The organism is Neobacillus piezotolerans (genome assembly GCF_003362805.1).
Classification (GTDB): domain Bacteria; phylum Bacillota; class Bacilli; order Bacillales; family Cytobacillaceae; genus Bacillus_D; species Bacillus_D piezotolerans.
This window is the reverse complement of record NZ_QNQT01000003.1, coordinates 246,391-266,145: the sequence shown is the minus strand read 5'-3', so window position 1 is coordinate 266,145 and position 19,755 is coordinate 246,391. Positions and strand designations below refer to the sequence as shown.

General features: G+C 45.0%; 15 protein-coding genes, 1 pseudogene and 1 riboswitch. Of the genes and pseudogenes, 6 read left to right on the top strand and 10 right to left on the bottom strand.

Features of this window, described 5'->3' with window-relative positions; genetic code table 11:
• Positions 1-14 precede the first annotated feature (14 nt).
• Genes DRW41_RS10290 through DRW41_RS10275 form a run of 4 tightly spaced genes read left to right on the top strand, consistent with a single transcriptional unit; the run spans position 15 to position 3,423 of the window.
• Complete coding sequence (locus DRW41_RS10290) at positions 15-893, top strand: NAD(P)-dependent oxidoreductase (protein ID WP_115451895.1); 879 nt, start codon at positions 15-17, stop codon at positions 891-893.
• A gap of 16 nt (positions 894-909) precedes the next feature.
• Positions 910-2,103, top strand: coding sequence for a M20 family metallopeptidase (locus tag DRW41_RS10285; RefSeq protein ID WP_115451894.1), 1,194 nt, complete (start codon positions 910-912; stop codon positions 2,101-2,103).
• A gap of 39 nt (positions 2,104-2,142) precedes the next feature.
• Positions 2,143-2,961, top strand: a complete 819-nt coding sequence (locus tag DRW41_RS10280) for a DUF3100 domain-containing protein (protein WP_115451893.1) — start codon at positions 2,143-2,145, stop codon at positions 2,959-2,961.
• Positions 2,962-2,967: 6 nt separating this feature from the next.
• Positions 2,968-3,423, top strand: coding sequence for a hypothetical protein (locus DRW41_RS10275; RefSeq protein ID WP_115451892.1), 456 nt, complete (start codon positions 2,968-2,970; stop codon positions 3,421-3,423).
• A 916-nt stretch (positions 3,424-4,339) separates the two neighbouring features.
• On the opposite strand, the gene DRW41_RS10265 is transcribed toward DRW41_RS10275, so the two are convergent.
• From DRW41_RS10265 to DRW41_RS10235, 7 genes are all read right to left on the bottom strand, one after another.
• The gene (locus DRW41_RS10265; protein WP_115451890.1) at positions 4,340-5,416 is read right to left on the bottom strand and encodes a Ger(x)C family spore germination protein; all 1,077 of its coding nucleotides are present in this window, start codon (positions 5,414-5,416) and stop codon (positions 4,340-4,342) included.
• Positions 5,403-6,482 carry a GerAB/ArcD/ProY family transporter gene (locus tag DRW41_RS10260; RefSeq protein WP_181884495.1) on the bottom strand — a complete coding sequence of 360 codons (1,080 nt, stop codon included), beginning with the start codon at positions 6,480-6,482 and terminating at the stop codon, positions 5,403-5,405. The genes DRW41_RS10265 and DRW41_RS10260 overlap by 14 nt, the downstream gene beginning before the upstream one ends.
• Complete coding sequence (locus DRW41_RS10255) at positions 6,475-7,779, bottom strand: spore germination protein (protein ID WP_115451888.1); 1,305 nt, start codon at positions 7,777-7,779, stop codon at positions 6,475-6,477. Before DRW41_RS10255 ends, DRW41_RS10260 begins: the two co-directional genes overlap by 8 nt.
• A 238-nt stretch (positions 7,780-8,017) precedes the next feature.
• On the bottom strand, positions 8,018-9,430 hold the full coding sequence (locus DRW41_RS10250) for a PQQ-dependent sugar dehydrogenase (protein ID WP_439330864.1): 1,413 nt from the start codon (positions 9,428-9,430) through the stop codon (positions 8,018-8,020).
• Positions 9,431-9,743: 313 nt separating this feature from the next.
• A complete protein-coding gene (locus DRW41_RS10245; RefSeq protein ID WP_115451887.1) occupies positions 9,744-10,460 on the bottom strand; it encodes a hypothetical protein in 717 nt (238 codons plus the stop codon).
• A 144-nt stretch (positions 10,461-10,604) separates the two neighbouring features.
• Positions 10,605-11,345, bottom strand: coding sequence for a twin-arginine translocase subunit TatC (gene tatC, locus DRW41_RS10240; protein ID WP_115451886.1), 741 nt, complete (start codon positions 11,343-11,345; stop codon positions 10,605-10,607).
• An 80-nt stretch (positions 11,346-11,425) separates the two neighbouring features.
• Entirely contained in the window at positions 11,426-11,626 is a 201-nt protein-coding gene (locus DRW41_RS10235; RefSeq protein WP_115451885.1) for a twin-arginine translocase TatA/TatE family subunit, read from the bottom strand.
• A 415-nt stretch (positions 11,627-12,041) separates the two neighbouring features.
• Between DRW41_RS10235 and DRW41_RS10230 the strand changes: the two genes are divergently transcribed.
• The gene (locus DRW41_RS10230) at positions 12,042-13,487 is read left to right on the top strand and encodes an alkaline phosphatase PhoX (RefSeq protein ID WP_115451884.1); all 1,446 of its coding nucleotides are present in this window, start codon (positions 12,042-12,044) and stop codon (positions 13,485-13,487) included.
• An 84-nt stretch (positions 13,488-13,571) separates the two neighbouring features.
• Here DRW41_RS10230 and DRW41_RS10225 read toward each other — a convergent pair whose 3' ends face one another.
• Positions 13,572-13,751, bottom strand: coding sequence for a hypothetical protein (locus tag DRW41_RS10225; RefSeq protein ID WP_115451883.1), 180 nt, complete (start codon positions 13,749-13,751; stop codon positions 13,572-13,574).
• Between the two features lie 652 nt (positions 13,752-14,403).
• On the opposite strand from DRW41_RS10225, the gene DRW41_RS10220 reads away from it, so the two are divergent.
• On the top strand, positions 14,404-15,231 hold the full coding sequence (locus DRW41_RS10220; RefSeq protein ID WP_115451882.1) for a histidinol-phosphatase: 828 nt from the start codon (positions 14,404-14,406) through the stop codon (positions 15,229-15,231).
• Positions 15,232-15,344: 113 nt separating this feature from the next.
• Here DRW41_RS10220 and DRW41_RS10215 read toward each other — a convergent pair whose 3' ends face one another.
• Together DRW41_RS10215 and DRW41_RS10210 are read right to left on the bottom strand one after the other, a co-directional pair.
• Positions 15,345-16,373, bottom strand: coding sequence for a PTS sugar transporter subunit IIC (locus tag DRW41_RS10215; protein WP_115451881.1), 1,029 nt, complete (start codon positions 16,371-16,373; stop codon positions 15,345-15,347).
• 321 nt (positions 16,374-16,694) lie between these two features.
• Positions 16,695-19,294, bottom strand: a pseudogene (locus DRW41_RS10210) (cation-translocating P-type ATPase).
• A gap of 85 nt (positions 19,295-19,379) precedes the next feature.
• A riboswitch (yybP-ykoY riboswitch) is annotated at positions 19,380-19,545 on the bottom strand.
• Positions 19,546-19,755 lie beyond the last annotated feature (210 nt).

Here is a 19,755-nt window from a genome sequence, read left to right as displayed (position 1 = left end):
GAGGGAGTGGGAGTATGGCCAAGGTTGGTGTAATTGGATGCGGACTGATGGGAAAAGGAATCGCTAAAAACTTACTTAAGCATCACTACCAGGTGTTAGTCTATGATATTAATCCGGATGCCGTAAAGGAATTAACCAGTCTTGGAGCGATTTCCTGTACAAGTCCTGACGAAATGGCAAGCGAGGTTGACTATTTAATTTTATCCCTTGCCTCACCCGAGGTCATTCGCGATACTCTTTTGCATGACCAAAAAGGCGTTCTTTTTAAAATGAAAAAAGGATCGTTCATTTTGGACATGAGTACGAATGACGTAAAACTGACAAGCGAACTCCATAGGATTGCTGCTGGGATGGGTGTTTTGTTTTTCGACTGTCCTCTGAGCGGAGGCCCAGAAGGAGCTGCGAATGGGACATTAACGATTATGGTTGGCGGGAATGAAGAGGATTATCCCGGGATTTTGCCGGTTTTGCAATCAGTCGGAAGGCATATCGAATATGTTGGGAAGAGCGGAGCGGGACAAACCGTTAAGCTATGCCACAATATGGTGGTGGCAGGTGTCATTGCTTTATTAAGTGAAGCCTTTTTAACTGGGGAAAGGTCGGGGGTTACAAAGGAAAAGCTTGCCGGTATCCTCCAAAAAGGATCGGGGCAGACGCGGGCGATGGATGTATTTGGCGTCAATATATTGGGCGAATCGTTTAATCAAGTAAAATTCTCACTTGCAAATATGGCGAAGGATATCCACTTGTATCGACAATTGGCAGAGGATTCGAACATTCCCACTTTTGTCAGTGATATGACGCATCAGCTGTTCCATTTGGGAAGGAACAAAGGAAAGGGCCAGGAGGACTCATCGGCGGTTTATAGTGTTTTGAAAGAGATGATGGAATAACCGGGAGGAATCTTGTATGAAGGATTTTTTTGAAAAGCTGGATGAAATATATGATGAACTAGTTTGCATTCGCAGATATTTGCATGAATATCCGGAGTTATCTTTCGAGGAAGTAAAAACAGCCGAATACATTGCCGATTACCATCGCGGACTAGGTCACGAAGTCCGGACAGGTGTAGGTGGCAATGGGGTTGTTGCCTATTTAAAGGGAGACCGTCCGGGACCAACTGTAGCATTGCGGGCAGATTTTGATGCACTTCCGATTGTTGAACAAACAGATTTGCCATTTAAATCGAAAAATGCCGGGGTGATGCATGCTTGCGGCCATGACGGCCATACTGCCACATTACTCGGCCTGGCTAAGGTTTTGAATGGGATGAAGTCAGAGTTGGACGGTACGGTTGTCTTTATCCATCAGCATGCGGAGGAATTGCCTCCAGGCGGTGCGATTTCGATGATTGAAGATGGCTGCCTGGATGGGGTCGATGTGATTTTCGGTACGCATTTACAGGCACAGATGCCTCTTGGTGAAATCGGCTATCGGGTGGGCGCTATTCAAGCTGCTCCCGACCGGTTTGATATTAAAATCCAAGGGCGGGGAGGCCATGGCGCCTATCCGCATCAAACGATTGATAGCATCGTAGTCGGAGGCCAGCTCATTAACAATCTCCAGCAAATTGTTAGCCGGAAGATAGACCCTTTGGATTCTGCGGTTGTATCGGTAACTTCATTCGAAGCTAAAAATCCGTACAATGTCATTGCGGATACTGCCGAAATGATCGGTACGGTTCGGACTTTTAAAGAAGAGACGCGCACTTTTATTGAAAAAGAAATGGAAAGAGTTGTTCGCGGAACTTGTGAAGTGAATGGTGCCGACTATGAGTTTACGTATACGCGCGGCTACCCAACCCTGATCAATCATATGGAAGAAACAGAATTTGTTGCAAAGCTGGCAGAAAATGTTCCCGGTGTGGAGAAGGTTGCCGAAACGGAACCAGTCATGGGCGGGGAGGATTATGCTTACTACCTTCAGCATGTAAAAGGTACTTTCTTTTTTACAGGAGCAGAGAACCCGGAGTGGAAGGACTCATACCCACATCATCACCCTAAATTCGATATTGATGAGCGTTCACTGTTAATTGCAGCTAAAATACTTGGAAAAGCAACGTTGGAATATATGAAAATTCACGCAAAAGAGGCGGTAGGCTGATTTGTTTTGTAATAAAAATTTGAAAAGGGGGAAGGGAACATGAGTGAAAATGCTGCGAATCTATGGAAGGATTGGCGCTTGCATCTTACCGTACTCGCCATTGTCGTTATTGCTGAACTTATTGGCACACATAAAATTCCAGTTGGAGCAGGGGTTATTTTATTGTTGCCGATGCTGTATGCCGTCATCATCGGAATTGCCGTCTATTTTACGCCGGCTGTTAGCAAAAAACAGTCCGAGAATGCTGAAAATCTCGTGTTTATTACCCTAACTCTATTAATCGCAAAATTCGGGGTTCAAGCAGGCCCTGCTCTACCCTTGCTAATAGAAGCAGGTCCGGCACTCATTCTCCAGGAGATTGGAAACCTGGGTACAATTATACTCGCTTTACCGATAGCCGTTTTACTAGGTTTAAAGAGAGAAAGTATTGGGATGACACATTCAATTGGCCGTGAACCCAACCTGGCGCTTATCACGGATAAATACGGTCTTTCTTCTCCAGAGGGACGCGGGGTAATGGCCATTTATATTTTCGGTACAGTCTTTGGATCGATCTTCTTAGGGCTCATTTCAGGGTTTTTAGCGACAGCCACGCCTCTTCATCCCTACTCATTTGGGATGGCATCCGGTATAGGAAGCGGCAGTATGGCTGCTGCTTCACTTGGGCCGCTAGTAGCAGCTTATCCGGAAATGGCGGACGAAATTGCTGCCTTTTCCGGAGCAAGCAACCTTTTAACATCAGTTACTGGATTATACGCGAGTATTTTAATCGGTTTGCCGTTAACTGAAAAACTGTATAATGTTCTATCGAGAATGAAAAGCAAAAAAGAAGTTGAAGCGAACACTAAGGGGGCATAATATCCAATGTTAAAAAGCATACAAGAATGGGTCGTATTATTCATCATTGTTTCATTATTAGTTCTTGTAGGGAACTGGATTGGTTATGAGGTTATGCCGCTTGCCGCACTTCCGGGACTGCTTGTATTAGTAGGACTCGGTTTGATAGGATTGATTATTCATAAAGCCCTGCCGTTTAAAAAGATTCCGAGCGTTGCCTACATCGGAATTCTCGGATTTATTATCACCATTCCAGGCATGCCGTTTCAAGAAAAGATTGTGGAGTGGACGGCACAAGTAAATCTGTTAGCCATCGCTACACCAATTCTTGCCTATGCAGGCATCTCCATTGGCCGCTCTTGGACAGACTTCGCAAAGCTCGGCTGGAAAACAATCATCATCGGCATGTGTGTCCTAATAGGCAGCTATCTTGGATCTGCGATTATTGCAGAAATTATTTTGCGGATACAAGGGGTTATTTAGATTTAGTACCTGAAGGTGGGGACGGTTCCAGTGTTTCATTCGGGGTTCGAATGAAGCGGCAGAACCGTCCTATTGCTTATTTCCATTATTTTGATGTGTGGTCCCATAGATATACACTTAGAGTGACAAAGATTGGGCGTATTCCGGAATAGGTGTCACTCAAATCCTGTTAAGTGACATTGTACGGGCAAAATCCGGAAAGGAAGTCTCTCAAATTCCGTTGAGTGACATTGTACGGCAAAATCCGGAATAGGTGTCACTCAAATCCCGCTGAGTGACAATGCCCATCGACCAATACTTACTCAAAGGAAAAACCTATATTGGTTGGATTAAAAAATTGTATATTCTTCAGGAACATTGTGGTTGATTTCCGCTCCTTGCACACGCTTTCCACGGGGCGTCAAAGCAACTGCATAGAATTTACACCATGAATAAAACTTCTCGAAAAACATCAAGGGCTTTTCGACGAGCTGAAGAAAACAGCTTCGAATATTCTTTGGCGCAGGAGCAGTTAGGAGCTTCCTCGGCGCTAGCGCCTGTGGGGTCTCCACCTCGCCTCTGCATCCCGCAGGACAAACAGCTTCCCTGAATAAGCTTTCCACGAAGGAGATGCGATAGCACAAAGGAAGGCTTCATTGAACTTACCTCGCACGAAATTATGCGTTAGCATAATTGAGGATTTTCGAGGAGTAGGTGCCCTCCGCTCCAATCAACTAACTTTCCAAACCAATTGTGTGAAAATTTATTTCAACCTACATAACTAGCAAATACCCTCCCGCCACGCAAAACCTTGGCCCCGGTAGGAACTTGCCTTTGTCCAAGCTTTCGCAAAAACGACTCCATAAATATACCCCGCTCAACTCAACTCCCACAAATCCCGCCAGACAGCCCCCAAGCAAATCAAATCAAATCCTCCTTATTCCGACGTAGTCTTGAGATTCCCGATGTTCTGAATTTCGCTCTTGATTTCATAGTTAACCTTTAGCAAAGAGTAGTAGTGGCTTTTCCACCGCTTTAATTCGTCGTACGATAGTTTGCTCCTGAAAAAGTTGCCAAGCCCTAACGGATCAACCTGCTTTGCCTGCGATTTCTTGGTCAGTTTGTAGAACCGCGCTGTCAATACATCTTCAAGTTCCTTATTTATAAAAGTTTTTGAGGGTTTATCTTTGACTTCCTGAACAACAATTTTATATTTGATCGTAACGTTCAGATACGGAATTCCATTCTTCATCCGGGCCTTGGTGTAGACCTTATTGCTGACAATCATGACGTTTGCATGGTTCATGACTTCGATGTTTCCGGAGACGCTTTGCCGGTGGATGGCATTCACCAGGAAGGTTTCCTTCGGGTTTAGTGTTGTGACCAATTTCCCATTTTTAAGCAGTGCCGCGCCCTTGTATTCAAGTGTTGAGCTCTCTCCGCTCCTGACTTTTGGCAAAAGAATATCCTCGGTATAACTTTGGAGGCTCCGATAGACATCGGATAACCGTGTTAGCGGAAGCTTGGGGGTCCAACCCGCATACTTTTCGAAAAAGTCATATAAGGCTGTTCCTTTTTCTTTAATATTTCGATTAAGTGATTCAAAAAAAGCATCCATATCTTCATCGCAATACACAACCAATGTTTTGTTTGAAACATCCCTGTTCCGTAAAAAGGTCGAAATCGGTTCCCTTATTCCTTCCTTTACCATCCTTTTATCGAAAACAAGTACCCTCAGGTGAAGAAGGTCGAGGCTGGCTTCCGTATTATTCCGAATATCCTCGAGTGCTTTTGAAATGGTTTTTCCGCGTCCTTTTATGGTGACTTGTTTCCTCATGCCTTGGGTCGGGATGGGGATTTCCAGCATGACTCTAAAGTGGTCCCCTTCTTTCGAAATCCCCATAATGACCGGCAGTGATCGATGGTTGATGTCTTTAATTTGCCAGCAACCCGCCAAGGAAATGATCATGGCGATACTAATCAATCCATGAAAAAATATCCTACATTTTTTCATCCAGTCTTTTCTTCCTCCTTCCAAGCAAAATGAGGGCAATCGGAATGCTTATCCCTACATAAAACCTTAACGGGGCTTTCGATAACAGCAGTCGATCAACCGCATCCCAGTTGGGAATGGCCATAGCCCCGAAGAAAAGGGCTGCTGAAAAACCAATATACGTCCAAAGATGATTTTGCCTGATCCGTTTCACATAAATATGTGCGACCTGTATAGTACTCCAAGCTATTAGCGAAATTAAAATGACGACGAATGTGTAAAGGAATAACAGAAAAAAAACCGTGACCCTATCGAATACAAGCCAATCCACCTGGATGGAATCGAGTTTAGAGATATAAGGGTACATGAGTTTCCGGCTCGTTTCCTGTCCAAATCCCATGAGCGGAATATAAACGGATAAGATGAAAAAAGGTATGAGCAATAAAGCTGAAAAAAACAGCCTCTTTTTTTGGAATTGGACCGAAGGCGGAAGAAAACCGAGAAAGATAAACCCTATGATATAGGCAAAGGTACTTGAGTAAAAAGAAGCCGATTTTAGAAATCCCCAGTCCATGCCTTGTAATGGGAATGCATAGTAAACATTGCTGTCCTTAAAGGAAAGGGCAAACATGACCAGTATGAGCGGCAGAAAGATAATTGAAAGCAGGGAAGTTGTCCTTAGGATGGTTTCAATCCCGTTATAGGCAAGAAACAAAGGGATGAGCGTCAGCAAAAGAATGATGGCCCATACTGGGGTGGTCCCTAAAAAGACAATTGTTGCGATTTCAGAATACGCCCTTAGAAGGATCAGCGTCGATCCAATGAAATATATGGCGGCAGGGGGGAGGATGATCAGAGCCACCAACTTGCTGCTTCCTAAAAAAATCCTGGTCACATCCTGATTCGGGAAATAGGAAAGCCCGATTAAATACAGCGCGAGAACCAGGTAGTGGAACAGCACCCCTATCAAAATCGGCAGCCAGTGCCCTTCATTCGTAGAACCGATAATTTTTTCAGGGTAGACGAAAAAAATGAGAGCCAAATTTGTTATAAGATAGGCCAGTGTAACCTGAAGGGTCTTATCCATTTTTCGCTCCGCCTTTAATGCCTGATACATATGGGATTCCAAATGTCGACTTGCTTGAGAGATAGCCGCAAATAAAGACCAGGGCCATCATGATGCCCAGGATTCCGTAAACTGCGGCAATAAGCATGACGACGTATTTTAAAACCCGCAGTGTATACATGTTCTGGGCACCTGTCACGGTCGAGTTTGCGATGACGGTTGCCGAAATAATTATGATAAGGATATTGCTGACAAGCCTTGCCTGGACGATTGCCTGGCCAATGATAATCCCTCCTACCATGGTGATGGTCGGACCGATTGTCTTCGGAAGGCGGATGATTGCTTCTTGGATCAACTCAAGAATCAGAAGCATGATAAAGATCTCGACGAAAGCGGGATAAGGCACACCTATCCTGCTCTTTGCAATGGAAAGGGCGAGTTCAATCTTCAGTGCTTCCGGATTCACGGATACCAATGCCACATATAATCCCGGCAGCGTCAGAGTGGTAAGGGCACCGGCAATACGGATCAGTCGAACGACATTCATCGTGATGAACGAATGGTTTAAATCATTGATATGAGCAAACATATCAATGAATAAATGAGGGATGATTACCGCAAAGGGAAACCCTTCCATAAAGAGGGCCACCCTTCCGTTATTAAGGGAGCTTACCGTCTCCGTTGGCATCTCGACAATATGATAATGGGACAACAAATTGAATTTGCCTACGTCCAAGACTTTATTAAGATCCTGGACAAAATTAATGTCCTTGTCCTTGCTTTTCTCTAAACTGGCAATGATTTTCCCAACCAGTTTCGGATCCGCCGTTTCCTTCCGATAGAGGACAGAAACTCTTTTTACCTGTGTTTTGCCAAAGGTAAAGCCCCGGATAACAAGGTCCCCGGCAACAAGCTTTTCTCGGATGATGCCAAGATTGGTCCGCATATCCTCAATAAATGCATCTTGCGAGCCCATCACTGTATTTTCGGTTACCGGATTGGATACAGAACGTACTAGTTGTTTTCGCACAGCTTTAAACGAAGTAAAACCCTTATTATCTGCCGAGCAAATGATCAGTTTTCCTTCAAGAATTTCCAAAGCCGCCTTAGTTGCAGCAGCTTCATAGTCCTTGGTTTTTGTAAACTCCAGTACACTATTTTCGCCAAACTCCACTATCGCCTCTTTTGTTTTCAAAAGATCGACGATGGAATTAAGGCCAATAAGATAAACCTTGTTGTTCCCCAGCATAAAAGGTTCCTTGAAAAAATCCCGATTCTCTTGAAACCTTTCCGATAGCTCCGTTAAAAAATTTCTCATCCAAACCAAAACCTTTCATTGGCGTATATGTATTTTGTTTCTGATTTGGAAATTTATGCTGAAGCCTGTCGGGCCCGTTCTTTTGGGAAAAGGGGACAACGCCCAAAGAGTGGGCCATGGGATTATTCGGAACTTTACGCTTTAATAAGCAAAAAACTCCTCTAAAACGGCGATGATCGCCTGTTTTGGAAGAGTTTTTTGATAAGTGGATATGCTTTGGTCTTAAGAGGAATGTCTATCAGGAAAGAATTTCAAAAATGGTGCCCTGGTTTAAATTCATCACGCTCATCGATCGATAAGCCCCTAAATACAGCCGGGTATGGTTAAGGTTCGTTCCGAGGCTGACATAGTGAGCGGGCTGGGAGCCAAAAGGATTATCCGTTTCAATGACAGTATACTCATTTAGTTTCCCGTCGGTTCTTGGAGGGGAATAAGCTAAAACGCCTCGAACAGGCGAGGTTTTCTTGCGGGCCAGGTCGATAAACACGACCCTTCCGGTTAAAGCGGGGATCGCAGTCCCCATATAGGCTTGCACGCCGGTGAGTGCGGTCCCGGCGAATTTATCAGGGCGGGCATCATCGTGGAGATAAGTGACTAAAGGCGGGATACGCCTCTCGGATGTTGTTACTGCATCGCTGTAATAGGCGAATGTATGCATGTTGGAGCCGGGATTCCCGGGGCAGCCCTTTATCACCGGGGTTGGAAACGCGCCTTCCCATCCGCGCCAGCCGAAGTTAATTAGCCTGCTTTGGCCGATCTCAGTGTTCGTTTGGGTGGCTTCAACGAGCCGGGTGACCGGGATTGGCTGATACTGAACGAATGAAAAGATGGATTCCGCGAAATCCTGTCCGACATTACCGACATATTTGATAAACTGCTGCCCGATCCGCTGATATGAAATGCCTGGTATATTCCGGACCCCTTTGGCGATTACTGTTAGCGTTTCCTGTATTGGCCGCGGCAGTTCATTGAAGCGCGTGACGACAGGTGGGTTGGTGACGGGTGTGGTTTTACTTACATCGATTTCAATGATTTTACCGGCGATTTCCATGTCGTCCTGGGCGAGATTGAATGGGTCATAGCCTGCGCCGCCATCCCCGGTTGTGAAGACAAGTTTGCCTGTTTCGGGCGAAAAGTTCAGGCTGTTGACGCCATTGTGATTGAAAAAAGGCCTCCGTATATTCAGTAAAGTGCGCCGTTTCTGCGGCATGCCATTCGCTGGCACCATCCATTCTTCAACGGTATCAATATGGTCAAAGCGCGTTTCTCTGTTTGTCCATCTTAGGTTCAACGTCCCCGGGTTGCATGGATCGGGATGAAATTCTTCAGTAAGCGCGCCGGGCCCTTGTGTGCCGGCTGCTGAATAGTGAAGATAAAAGAGGCCATTGGTGCGAAATTGGGGATGAAACGCGAGCCCCACCAGCCCCCGCTCGTCATACTCGCCACCCTTATGGCCCAGCTTAATAATGCGCTGGCGGATGTCTAAAAACGTCCGTAAGCCTCCGTCTCCTATGTAAAAAATCTCCCCCACCTGGGTGGCGATGAATAATCGTTCAACGGAGTCACCTGGTAAGAACGCAGTTTTCAACACAGTCGGTAAATTAATATTCCTTACAAGCGGCTGCAGCCTTACCCTAATTTTTGCCAACATAGTTACCCCCTTTCTTACTGTTTCCTTATCATAAGAATATGGAAAGGAGCGGATTGTTAGTACCGGGTTCGCTGCCAGGGAAAGGTGGGTATATTGAGTCAAACCAGCATGATAGGCAAATTCAGTAATGAAACATTTTTAGCCAAAAAAAACAAAACATTTTATTCAAGAATGGAAATAGTGAGACAAAGCAATGGGTCCACGACAACTTATAGTGATGCTCAAAATACGTAAAAAATGCCTGTTCCAGTTTGCGTAATGCAAAAGGGCAGGCATTTTTAACGTCTAAAACGATTGGATCCGTAGTTCCTTCTTAGTTTTTATCCAGCCCTAAAGTTTGTTTCACCTTGGAAAGGGCTTGGTCAAGTGCGACGTCATGCACGATTGTTTCATCGGTGTCCCATTGTTCCCCTTGAGGCAATTCAAATTGGAATTTTTCCGCATAGGGGGCAGGGCGTCCCATGATATACTCAACAATTTCCTTTGCGATGAACTCCCTCGCTTCTTGTGGGGTCCGTTTTCCTGTAACAATTTCGTGCATCATGTTCAAAGACAATGTATTTGCGCCTTCGTTGTCGCAGTGGACGGAAACTTCGCCTTTTGTCCGGTCGATTACAATGCTCCCTTCCAGCTGGGCGACCAGGCCTACCTTATCGGCTGGCACATGATAATCGATGAATTGTTCAAGCACGTCGGTGTGCGGTTCTGGAAAATCATGAGGGACCTCGTCGCGGTAGGCAATTGTCCGTTTCCAAGGTCCGTTCTTATACCAGATTAATTTGCTTGGAGTTGCTTCGTTTGGGGGCCCATAAAAGTCCATTGTGTTTTGGGCGGCCATTTTTGATGTGGCTGGCCATTGTTCAATGATTTTCTTTGCGGTTTCCTGGTCAACGGTAGTTGTCGAACCCTTTTCCCCGCCATTTTTGGTTGCATGGAGTTTCATATTGCTGGCCATGGCGGTAGCGGCCAGTTTTAATCGGGCTTCTGCTGGAGCTTTACTTGCACCAGTTTCCTGTGAGCGGTTTTCCATCAGATAATCCCTCCTGAAAAGTTGATACATAGTCCTCTTCCCGTTGGCATTATCATTAAACGTACAATTAGGCATAAGCTATTTTAGCGGAAAATTGAAATCGGATTTCAAGGCATTCCACTTCATTTAAGCAGGCAAAACAGGTCAGCTATCCAATTGGACCTGCATAGCTGTTTCAGCCTTGATTCTTTTTTTATAAATTAAATTGGAAAGAGATACACTGATTTCGTAAAGCGTTAGTAAGGGAACAATGACTAAAAAATCCGAGACGATATCTGGCGGCGTTATCAGAATGGACAAGACGACCAAAGCAAAATAGGAAACTTTTCGGGCTTTCTTTAGCCTTGCCGGATTCAGGATTCCTAATCTCGTTAAAAACATGACCACGAGCGGCATTTCAAATATAAACCCGAACGGGAGTGTTAGGTTAATCATAAACGCGAAGTATTTTTCAGCTGTAAACATTGTTTCGAATTCCCCAGCAGAGAGGCTTGTAAGGAAACCCAACACGATTGGAAAGAGAACGAAATATCCAAAGCAAATCCCCAGAATAAATAATATAAATAAACCTGGGATAAACCTAAGCGTGACTTGTTTCTCTTCGTTTTTCAATGCGGGGGCAACGAATTTCCAAGTTTGATAGGCAGCCAGGGGAATGGTACATGCAATGGCAAACACACCGGATAAGGTCATGTAAACCCATAAAATATCACTTGGGCCCAAAATCGCGAGCTTTCCATCAAGATCCCTGATTAGCCAGCGATACAAATCAGACACAAAAATCATTGCTACGATTAAAAACAAGATAAAGCCGCATATTATTATGATGATACGTCGGCGTAGTTCTTCCAAATGCCCAATAAGATGGATATCTTTTTCTTGCATTTCCACTGCCTCCTCCTGTTAATGCACCAGTAAAAAGAAGATGTAAGCACAAATTGTCGCTTACATCTTCTTTATTTCGGCTAAATGCTTTTTTCTTCAGGTAACATTTTCTTCTCTTTTGTTTGTTCTTCGTCAGCGACCAACTCACGGGTAGATTTTTTAAATTCCTTTAAGGTCGATCCAACCGCTCTCCCTAATTCAGGCAATTTAGATGGTCCAAAAATAATTAAAGCAATTACAAGAACCAGTATTAATCCTGGGATACCGATGTTTTGAAGCAAGGACTACACCTCCAATTAATTATTAGTAAGTCTTGGGAGCAAATGCGTTCCTTTTTTAATAAAGGCTTTTTGTCCCTTTTGAAGTTGGTTATGTAAACACCTTGATTATAGTGAAATGACAGGCAAATGTTTATAAAACGAGTGTAAAGAATAGTAAAAATAGTATTAAAATTGTTACAACAATATAGTGAAAACTAGGGTTTTTCTGTGATTTTCACGCGAAAAAGAGGAGCTTCCGAGAATACTAAACGTTGGTATATTAACGTTATTCGTGCTTTGCAACCCTCGCAAACCTAGTTTACAGATCTTAATAATTTTTTACTGAACCCTTACAAGGTTGTCACCATCTGTTCAAATACGCAGATTATTCTAAACTTGAGTTTCAAAATATATTTGCAAAGGAGATACATATTCGATGGATACTAATCAAACTACCAAAAATGGCTTGAACAGACGGGATTTTCTGAAGGCTGGAGGAATGGGGACACTTGCTTTGACTCTTGGATCAACGGGTGTTCTCACACTTGGTTCAAAAGTTTTGGCGGATAAAACCGAGAATACTGTCAGCGGCTTTGGCGGCTATGGTCCTCTTGTTCCAGACCCAAATGGGATTCTTGATCTTCCAAAAGGCTTCCAATACAAAATTATTTCCAAGGAAGGCGAACGGATGACAGACGGAAGCAAAATCCCTGGAGCATTTGATGGAATGGCTGCTTTTGAAGGACCAAATGATACAACCATTCTCGTTCGCAACCATGAATTGGGGACAAGTGCAAAACATCCTGTAGTTGGAAAAAATCCTTATGATCCACTGGCTGCAGGCGGCACAACGGCTCTCGTTGTAGACGTGAATCGTGATGTAATCAAAGAATATGTGACATCTTCCGGGACAATCCGGAATTGTGCTGGCGGGGCGACCCCATGGGGAACGTGGCTGACTTGTGAAGAAACGCGTTCGGCAACACATGGTTATGTATTTGAGGTTGACCCAGCACAGCCGGAGAACGAATTGTCCAGAACTCCAATCAAGGAAATGGGCCGTTTCTCACACGAAGCATGTGCCATCGACCCATCGACTGGGTATGTATACTTAACTGAAGATGCCAGCCCAAGCTACTTATACCGTTTCATTCCAAATGACACAAGCCAAACAGTCGGCTCCTTGCATAAAGGCGGTAAGCTTTATGCGGCGGCGATTGAAGCAGTAACAGATCCATCGGCTAGTACGTTTAAAACAGGGCAAACATTCCAAATCGTTTGGAAAGAAGTTAATCCTCATCTCTGCCGCGAGGATGCAAAGGCGCAAAACTGCATTGAATTCTCCAGACTAGAAGGAGCGTTCTTCCAAAGCGGAGTTTTCTGGTTCGATGATACATCAGCCGGCGAGAAAAAACTTGGACGCGTGTACCGTTATATTCCTCACACAAATACATTGGAACTGTTCTATGAAGGAAATGACGCCAAGGACATGGAATATCCAGATAATATCTGCATGACTCCGTGGGGCGACCTTTGGATCGCGGAAGATGGTTCCGGACAAGACCGGCTGCTTGGAATTACCCCGGAAGGAAACGTCTATGTTTTTGCTGCCAACCGCTTAAGTGATTCTGAATTGGCTGGCCCAACCTTCTCTCCGGATGGAAATACACTTTTCCTCAATATTCAGGATCCAGGAAAAACCTTTGCAATCTGGGGACCGTTCGAGCGTAGAAACTCTGCGCGCGCAAGGGAAATGTCCTATGCTGCTCCTGCGAAACTTGCCCCGCAAGTTTCAGAAAAAGTGGCTAAGGCTGCCGAGGCGCAAGGTATGTCCATCCTGGAAGCTGCAGCATTCTCACGCGCTGGAGTGGATATCGGTTAAGGCAAGCGGTACTGCTTAATTGGAAAGTGAAAAGGGACGGTTCCCGGTTAGCCAAGGCAACCAGGGACCGTCCCTTATTCTTCATTAATAAGATGAGCTCAGTCGTGTGTATTCATATGTAAATGGCTGTGAAAGTTCGAGGGTGGCAATATCGGCGTCAATATGGGCGTACCCATTCCTTTGTTGTGCGAGCAGGGCTCTCTTTAGTTGAAGTATGCTCATCCCTGGGCGTTTTTTTAGCATCTCGTGCAATGTCGTTTCCATGCGAAGCATCCTTTCGCTCTTTGTTACCACTATTATCACATTGTTTTCATGGTAAATGTTGCTTTAATTGTTGCGGGATGATGTCTAAGTCGTGTCGGATTTTTGTATTTTAGGGGAGAAGGCGACTGGTCGTGTAGGTGGACTGATTGGGGCTGGATGCTTGATGGCATGGGCCAATTTTTCCAAAAAAAAAGAACCGCACCAAGGTACGGCATTTCTCAATGTCATTCGTCTATTCAAATTTCATCTTGTTCGTGAAAAGCTTCAGGGGAAGTCCTTTCACTGCAATCCCAACAGTAGCTTCTTGTGCTTTCCCATATGTTCAGTTGTTCCCCGCAATAAATGCATTCATTTGGATCAGTGTATCTCATCAACTGTTCCTCCTTCCGCATTTTTTTCCATAAGTGAAGTTGATTACGTCCGGACTAATTCTATAACCCTGGGCTTTTAGGTTAGAGTTTTCCCTTTACCCATTTTTATTTCGTTTTAAACCTTTTAATGATAAAAAAATTGTGCGCTTCCTTTTTTTCATGAAACTGGACAGGTGACGAAATTAGGGGAATTATAGATAAAGGGATATCTCTTTGGTTTTTTGGGGAAAAGGAAATAGGGCTTTGTTTTGGCTTTTAAACGATATTAGGGGGATTTTGCTGTGAGTGAATCAAGACCTTCCGTACTATTCGATTTACATACGCACCACGACCGCTGTGGCCATGCGCGCGGGAATATTCAAAGCTATATTGAAGCGGCAATTGAAAAAGGACTGACAGCGGTTGGAATTTCCGATCATTCCCCTTATTTCGCGGAAGAGGAGGACCGGCCATATCCGGGAATCACGATGGGGAAGAGCGAGTTTGAGGGTTACGTTCGGGAAGTTTTGCAGTTAAAAGAGAAATACGCTGGGAAAATTGATGTATTGTTGGGAGTGGAAGCAGACTTTTTTCCAAAACATTTGGAAGTTTACAGAAGCTTTTTAAACAAATATCCTTTCGATTATATTATCGGTTCGGTTCATTATGTGGAGGATGTGAGCATTTTTAAAAAGGACCGGTGGGATGGACTTTCAAAAAGTGAAAAAGTACGGGTGAAGGAAGCCTATTATTCATTGATTGAACAATCGGCACGTAGCGGCCTTTTCCAAATCCTTGGGCACATCGACGCCATGAAGGGATTTTATCCATCTTTTTCATCCATCGAGACGAATGCCATTGAAAAAACTCTCAAAATCATTGGCGAAGAGGATGTCGCCATTGAAATTAACACTTCCGGAAAAACAAAGGATTGCGGCGGCTGGTATCCTTCCGACAAAATATTGGAAGTCGCCAGGCATTATGGTGTGGCGGTCACGTTTGGCTCAGACGCCCACGATCCCGAACGGGTAGGGGACGAATTTGAATTCGTGCGGAAACGTTTGAAGGAAATCGGCTTTACGGAGTGGGTTTATTTTAAAGAGAAGAAGAGGATTGCGGTACCGCTGTAGCGGGTTGGCGTGCTCCAGTACTCTTTATACTGTATTTTTCAAAAAAAGGGGCGGTTCCGGTTTGCTTATCGGCAAACAAGAACCGTCCCTTTTTGCATGGGTGGAAACGGCCACTATTGCAATTCCATCTTTAAGTCGGCAGCTTTTGCCCAACCTTTTAGGCTAATTAGTTTATAAATCGCCAGTGAAATAATGATTGGCAGGATAACGCCAACCGCAATATAGATTGCCAGGACGACCGGGCCTTGCTCCGCCAAAATGTTAATCGGCGCAATCAAGGAATTCAAGCCAAGGCCAGCCAGTTTATAAGACACTTTAAAATCAAAAATGACTGTTGCGATCGGGGCGCAAATGATGGCCGCGATAAATGGAGGAATCGCCAATCGCGGGTTTTTAACCAGGTTAGGGAATTGAACCTTTGGTGTAATCAGCGATTGTGCGATATTCGCTCCAACATCATTTTGTTTGTACGACATTGCCGTGAACGCGGCAAACTGAACGGTACAGCCGATTAACGCGGCAGCGCTGGAAACTGGGTCAAGTTGCAGCGCGATTGCAATCGCCGCGGACGATGCAGGTGACATAAGGAAAATGCTCCAGATAAGCGAAATGACCATTGGCCCTAAAATAGGCGAACCTTCAACCGATGAGGCAATTTGCGCGCTTAGCCAGTTAATCAGCGGAGTTGTGATGATTGCGAGGAATACTCCGGAAACCCCACCAACAAATACAGCAGAAAATGGAATGGCCATCATGTCGAGTTTTGTTTTCCCTGTTACTTTTTTTCCTACCCATGTAGCAATGACGGCGGCTAAAACAGCACTCAGCGGCTGCCCGGTTACGAGCGTAACCCCGCCATCTTCCGTAAGCTGAACGGCACTGGCCCCGATTGTACTTGAAGCCATCGCGCTGAAGATGACAAGTGTATTGCCTCCAAGCTGGTAGGCGATCCCTGCGCCAAGTGCCGGGGCAAGCATGAGCTGTGTTGCTTTTCCGATTGTATAAAACCCTTCCCAGCCGGTAAAGGTTCCTAACGATTCAATGAGCAGACCGATTCCGAGTGTAACGAGGACCGCGTTGGCAAGCCCTTGTGAAGCTTTGTACATTCGGTCGATCAAGTATTTCTTTGTTGATGGTTTCATTGGTGATTTTGCCTCCTAAATGCGTTTGTTGAAATTTTCTGAAAATTTCACTTTCAAAAGTGCTAAATTGTATAGCTGGTACTAATAGCTGCTAAAAATAACTGACAATTGTTATTATAATATAATTTATCCTCGATATAGTCAAATGATATTTGTTTATTCAGAAAACTCTAAAGCGCTTTCATCATAAAGTTTTTATCTAAATCGGTTTTGGTGAACGTTAAAATAAAATTACATTAAGATAGGAATGAAGCAGGGACGGTTCCGCGCTTCATTCAGGAATCGAATGAAGTGAAGGTCCGTCCCTTTGGATTATTTGCGTCAATTTGATCCTTGTACTTTATTTCGAATGACTTTGAAGATTTCCATTAGAACGACTGACGCGGCTGCAAGGCCAGCTGCGACTAGAAAGTCATTCCAGCCGAATTGTGCCGGGATTGCAAAGATTTCTCTTGTAAATGGAAGGACTGTGAATCCGTAAAGGACGAATCCCAACAGGACTGCGGCAATGACCGGTTTGTTGCTAAAGAACCCGGCTCCAATCGCGGTTTGGGTATTGGAACGGGCAGCAAAAGTTTGCAGCTTGAGTGCTGCAAGCCGATATAGAAGGAAGAGATAACCGCTGCCCCGATCAAGATGCCCCGGATAGCTACTGCCTGTAATGTCCCCCCTGCAAACAGCCCTTCATTCGGATCGCGCGGTTTCTTTTTCATCACATTTGGTTCAGGTTTTTCCGTGCCCAGCGCAATCGCGGGAAGTGAATCATTCACAAGGTTGATAAAAAGCAATTGGATTGCAGTGAATGGATTCGGCAGATTGAAGACGACTGCGTAAAGAATCGCGATGATGGCGCCAAGGTTGCCCGCGAATAAGTAGCTGATCGCTTTTTTAATATTTTCATAAACCGTCCGGCCGACGCCGACAGCCTTAACTATGGATGCAAAGTTATCGTCGGTGAGGATCATGGACGAAGCATCCTTTGCGACATCCGTACCGCTCCCCATCGCCACGCCAATATCCGCCTGTTTTAATGCCGGAGCGTCGTTTACACCGTCGCCGGTCATGGCAGTGACGTTATCTTTTCTCTGCCAAGCACGGACGATCCTGATTTTATTTTCAGGCGAAACGCGGGCATAGACCGATACGCGTTCCAGTTCCTTATCAAGTTCTTCGTCGGACATGGCGTCAAGTTCTTGTCCTGATAGGGCTATATCCCCTTCATCCATTAAGCCGATGTCCCGGCCAATCGCCTGGGCCGTCGTTTTATGGTCCCCTGTAATCATAACCGTTTTGATGCCGGCACTCTTCGCATTTCGAATCGCTTCATACACTTCATCGCGTGGAGGGTCGATCATCGCTGTCAATCCGACGAGCACAAGATTGTTTTCATCGCTTTCGTCAATGTCGGTTTTGCCGTCTCCCAATTCCCTGTAGCCATATGCCAAAACACGTAAAGCCTGGTTGGAGAAATGTTCGTTAGCCTGTATAAATTGCTTCAGCCTCTCATCTGTCAATTGCATTTCTGTGCCATCGATAAGCACATGGCTTGCGCGGCCAAACATCACATCCGGTCCGCCTTTTGTCAAAATCAGCTGTCGGCCGTTAATTTTATGGACCGTTGACATCAATTTTCGGTCTGAATCAAACGGCATTTCGGCAAGACGCGGATAGGTGCGGCGAAGCTCATCATAGTCCTGATTGTTATTATTGGCGAACTGAATGAGCGCTGCCTCTGTTGGGTCGCCGACTTCCTTGCCGTCATCATTGATGTATGAGTCATTGCATAATGCGGCGATATTGACGAGCATTCGTTCCGAATCATTCCATTCCTGGGGATTTTCCTTCAGTGGTTTCGCGGAAGTTCCCGGAATGAAGTGATCCGTGACTGTCATTTTGTTTTTAGTCAGCGTTCCGGTTTTATCCGTTGCGATGACACTTGCGGACCCAAGCGTTTCAACAGCCGGCAGTTTGCGGATAATCGCATGCTGTTTTGCCATTTTATTCGTTCCGACAGAAAGGACGATTGTGACAATGGCTGATAATGCTTCCGGAATGGCGGCGACGGCAACAGCAACTGCGAACATTAACGCATTAAGCAGGGCGGTACCAGTATCGACAGCTTCATCGCCTAGCCAAATCCGGACGGCCTGCAAGGCAAAAATAAAGATAGATAAAAATAGAATCGCAATGCCAAGCTTTTTGCTGAAAGCGTCCAGCTTTCGTTGAAGCGGCGTTTGTTTTGCTTCGGCAGTGGCAAGCATGTCTGCGATTTTCCCGATTTCGGTCCTTTCAGCTGTCCCGGTGACAACGAGCTGTCCATGGCCATAAACAACAAGAGAACTGCTAAATACCATATTTTTTCGATCCCCTAGAGGTGCCTCTTCAGGTATGGAGTCTGTATGTTTTTCGACTGCTTCGGATTCCCCTGTCAGCATTCCTTCATTTACTTTCAATGATGCACTGGCCAAAATACGCCCGTCTGCTGGAACGTAATCACCGGCTTCGAGTAAGACGATATCGCCTTGGACAAGTTCCCTTGCGGGGATTGTTTGCTTTATTCCATCCCGGATGACTTTTGCTTCAGGTGCAGACATATTGCGAAGAGCCTCAAGCGACCCTTCCGCTTTTTTCGTTTGGACGACGCTAATAATCGAATTCAAGACCAGGACAAGCAGGATGATGAGAGATTCGACGATTTCGCCAAGAATTACTTGTACACCCGCGGCAATTAGCAAAACAATGACCATTGGGTCTTTAAATGTTTCGAGGAAAAGTTTCCATGTCGGAACCTTTTCCTTATCCTTAATTTCGTTATAGCCGTCTCTTTCAAGACGGGTTCGGACTTTCTCTTTCGTTAACCCGTCCCCCGAAGATTGGACGGACTTCAGTACTTCTTCCTTACTCTGTTGATAATAGTTCATGATTGTACTCCTTTCTGGATTCGTCCCTTTTATTTTTGGGCCTTCAAAGATGGTTTTTCTATAGATCTGCTGCCAATTGCTAATCAGAATTGGCGCGGGCTACACAAAAAAAAGCGAGACCCCTGCCATAAAGGCAAAGGTCTCGCTAGCAATCAGTTGAATGCCAATAAAGCCGATGATTAGATAATCATGGAATGACGACTTTATTGAAATTGGATGTCCAATTCAAGCTACTCCCCTTTGACACTGCGTCAAAGAAAGTTATTAATATAATTTATTGTAACATACTTCACATTCTATTTGGGGTTTACCCGCTCGAAGTTCATTCTAAACAACATAATGGGGCGGCTCATAGAAAATTATCCCGCGGGTATATTTTGCCTCCGTAAATGTACGGAAATTCCGTCAGGCGTCGCTGATGGCGGATTTTCTGAACACAATCTGTTTTGAGACTGTAGCCA

Excerpts from the sequence above, each read along its gene's own strand:
- DRW41_RS10290 (WP_115451895.1), top strand. The coding sequence starts at position 15 with ATGGCCAAGGTTGGTGTAATTGGATGCGGACTGATGGGAAAAGGAATC.
- DRW41_RS10285 (WP_115451894.1), top strand. The coding sequence starts at position 910 with ATGAAGGATTTTTTTGAAAAGCTGGATGAAATATATGATGAACTAGTT.
- DRW41_RS10280 (WP_115451893.1), top strand. The coding sequence starts at position 2,143 with ATGAGTGAAAATGCTGCGAATCTATGGAAGGATTGGCGCTTGCATCTT.
- DRW41_RS10275 (WP_115451892.1), top strand. The coding sequence starts at position 2,968 with ATGTTAAAAAGCATACAAGAATGGGTCGTATTATTCATCATTGTTTCA.
- DRW41_RS10265 (WP_115451890.1), bottom strand. The coding sequence starts at position 5,416 with ATGAAAAAATGTAGGATATTTTTTCATGGATTGATTAGTATCGCCATG.
- DRW41_RS10260 (WP_181884495.1), bottom strand. The coding sequence starts at position 6,482 with ATGGATAAGACCCTTCAGGTTACACTGGCCTATCTTATAACAAATTTG.
- DRW41_RS10255 (WP_115451888.1), bottom strand. The coding sequence starts at position 7,779 with ATGAGAAATTTTTTAACGGAGCTATCGGAAAGGTTTCAAGAGAATCGG.
- DRW41_RS10250 (WP_439330864.1), bottom strand. The coding sequence starts at position 9,430 with ATGTTGGCAAAAATTAGGGTAAGGCTGCAGCCGCTTGTAAGGAATATT.
- DRW41_RS10245 (WP_115451887.1), bottom strand. The coding sequence starts at position 10,460 with ATGGAAAACCGCTCACAGGAAACTGGTGCAAGTAAAGCTCCAGCAGAA.
- tatC (WP_115451886.1), bottom strand. The coding sequence starts at position 11,345 with ATGCAAGAAAAAGATATCCATCTTATTGGGCATTTGGAAGAACTACGC.
- DRW41_RS10230 (WP_115451884.1), top strand. The coding sequence starts at position 12,042 with ATGGATACTAATCAAACTACCAAAAATGGCTTGAACAGACGGGATTTT.
- DRW41_RS10225 (WP_115451883.1), bottom strand. The coding sequence starts at position 13,751 with ATGGAAACGACATTGCACGAGATGCTAAAAAAACGCCCAGGGATGAGC.
- DRW41_RS10215 (WP_115451881.1), bottom strand. The coding sequence starts at position 16,373 with ATGAAACCATCAACAAAGAAATACTTGATCGACCGAATGTACAAAGCT.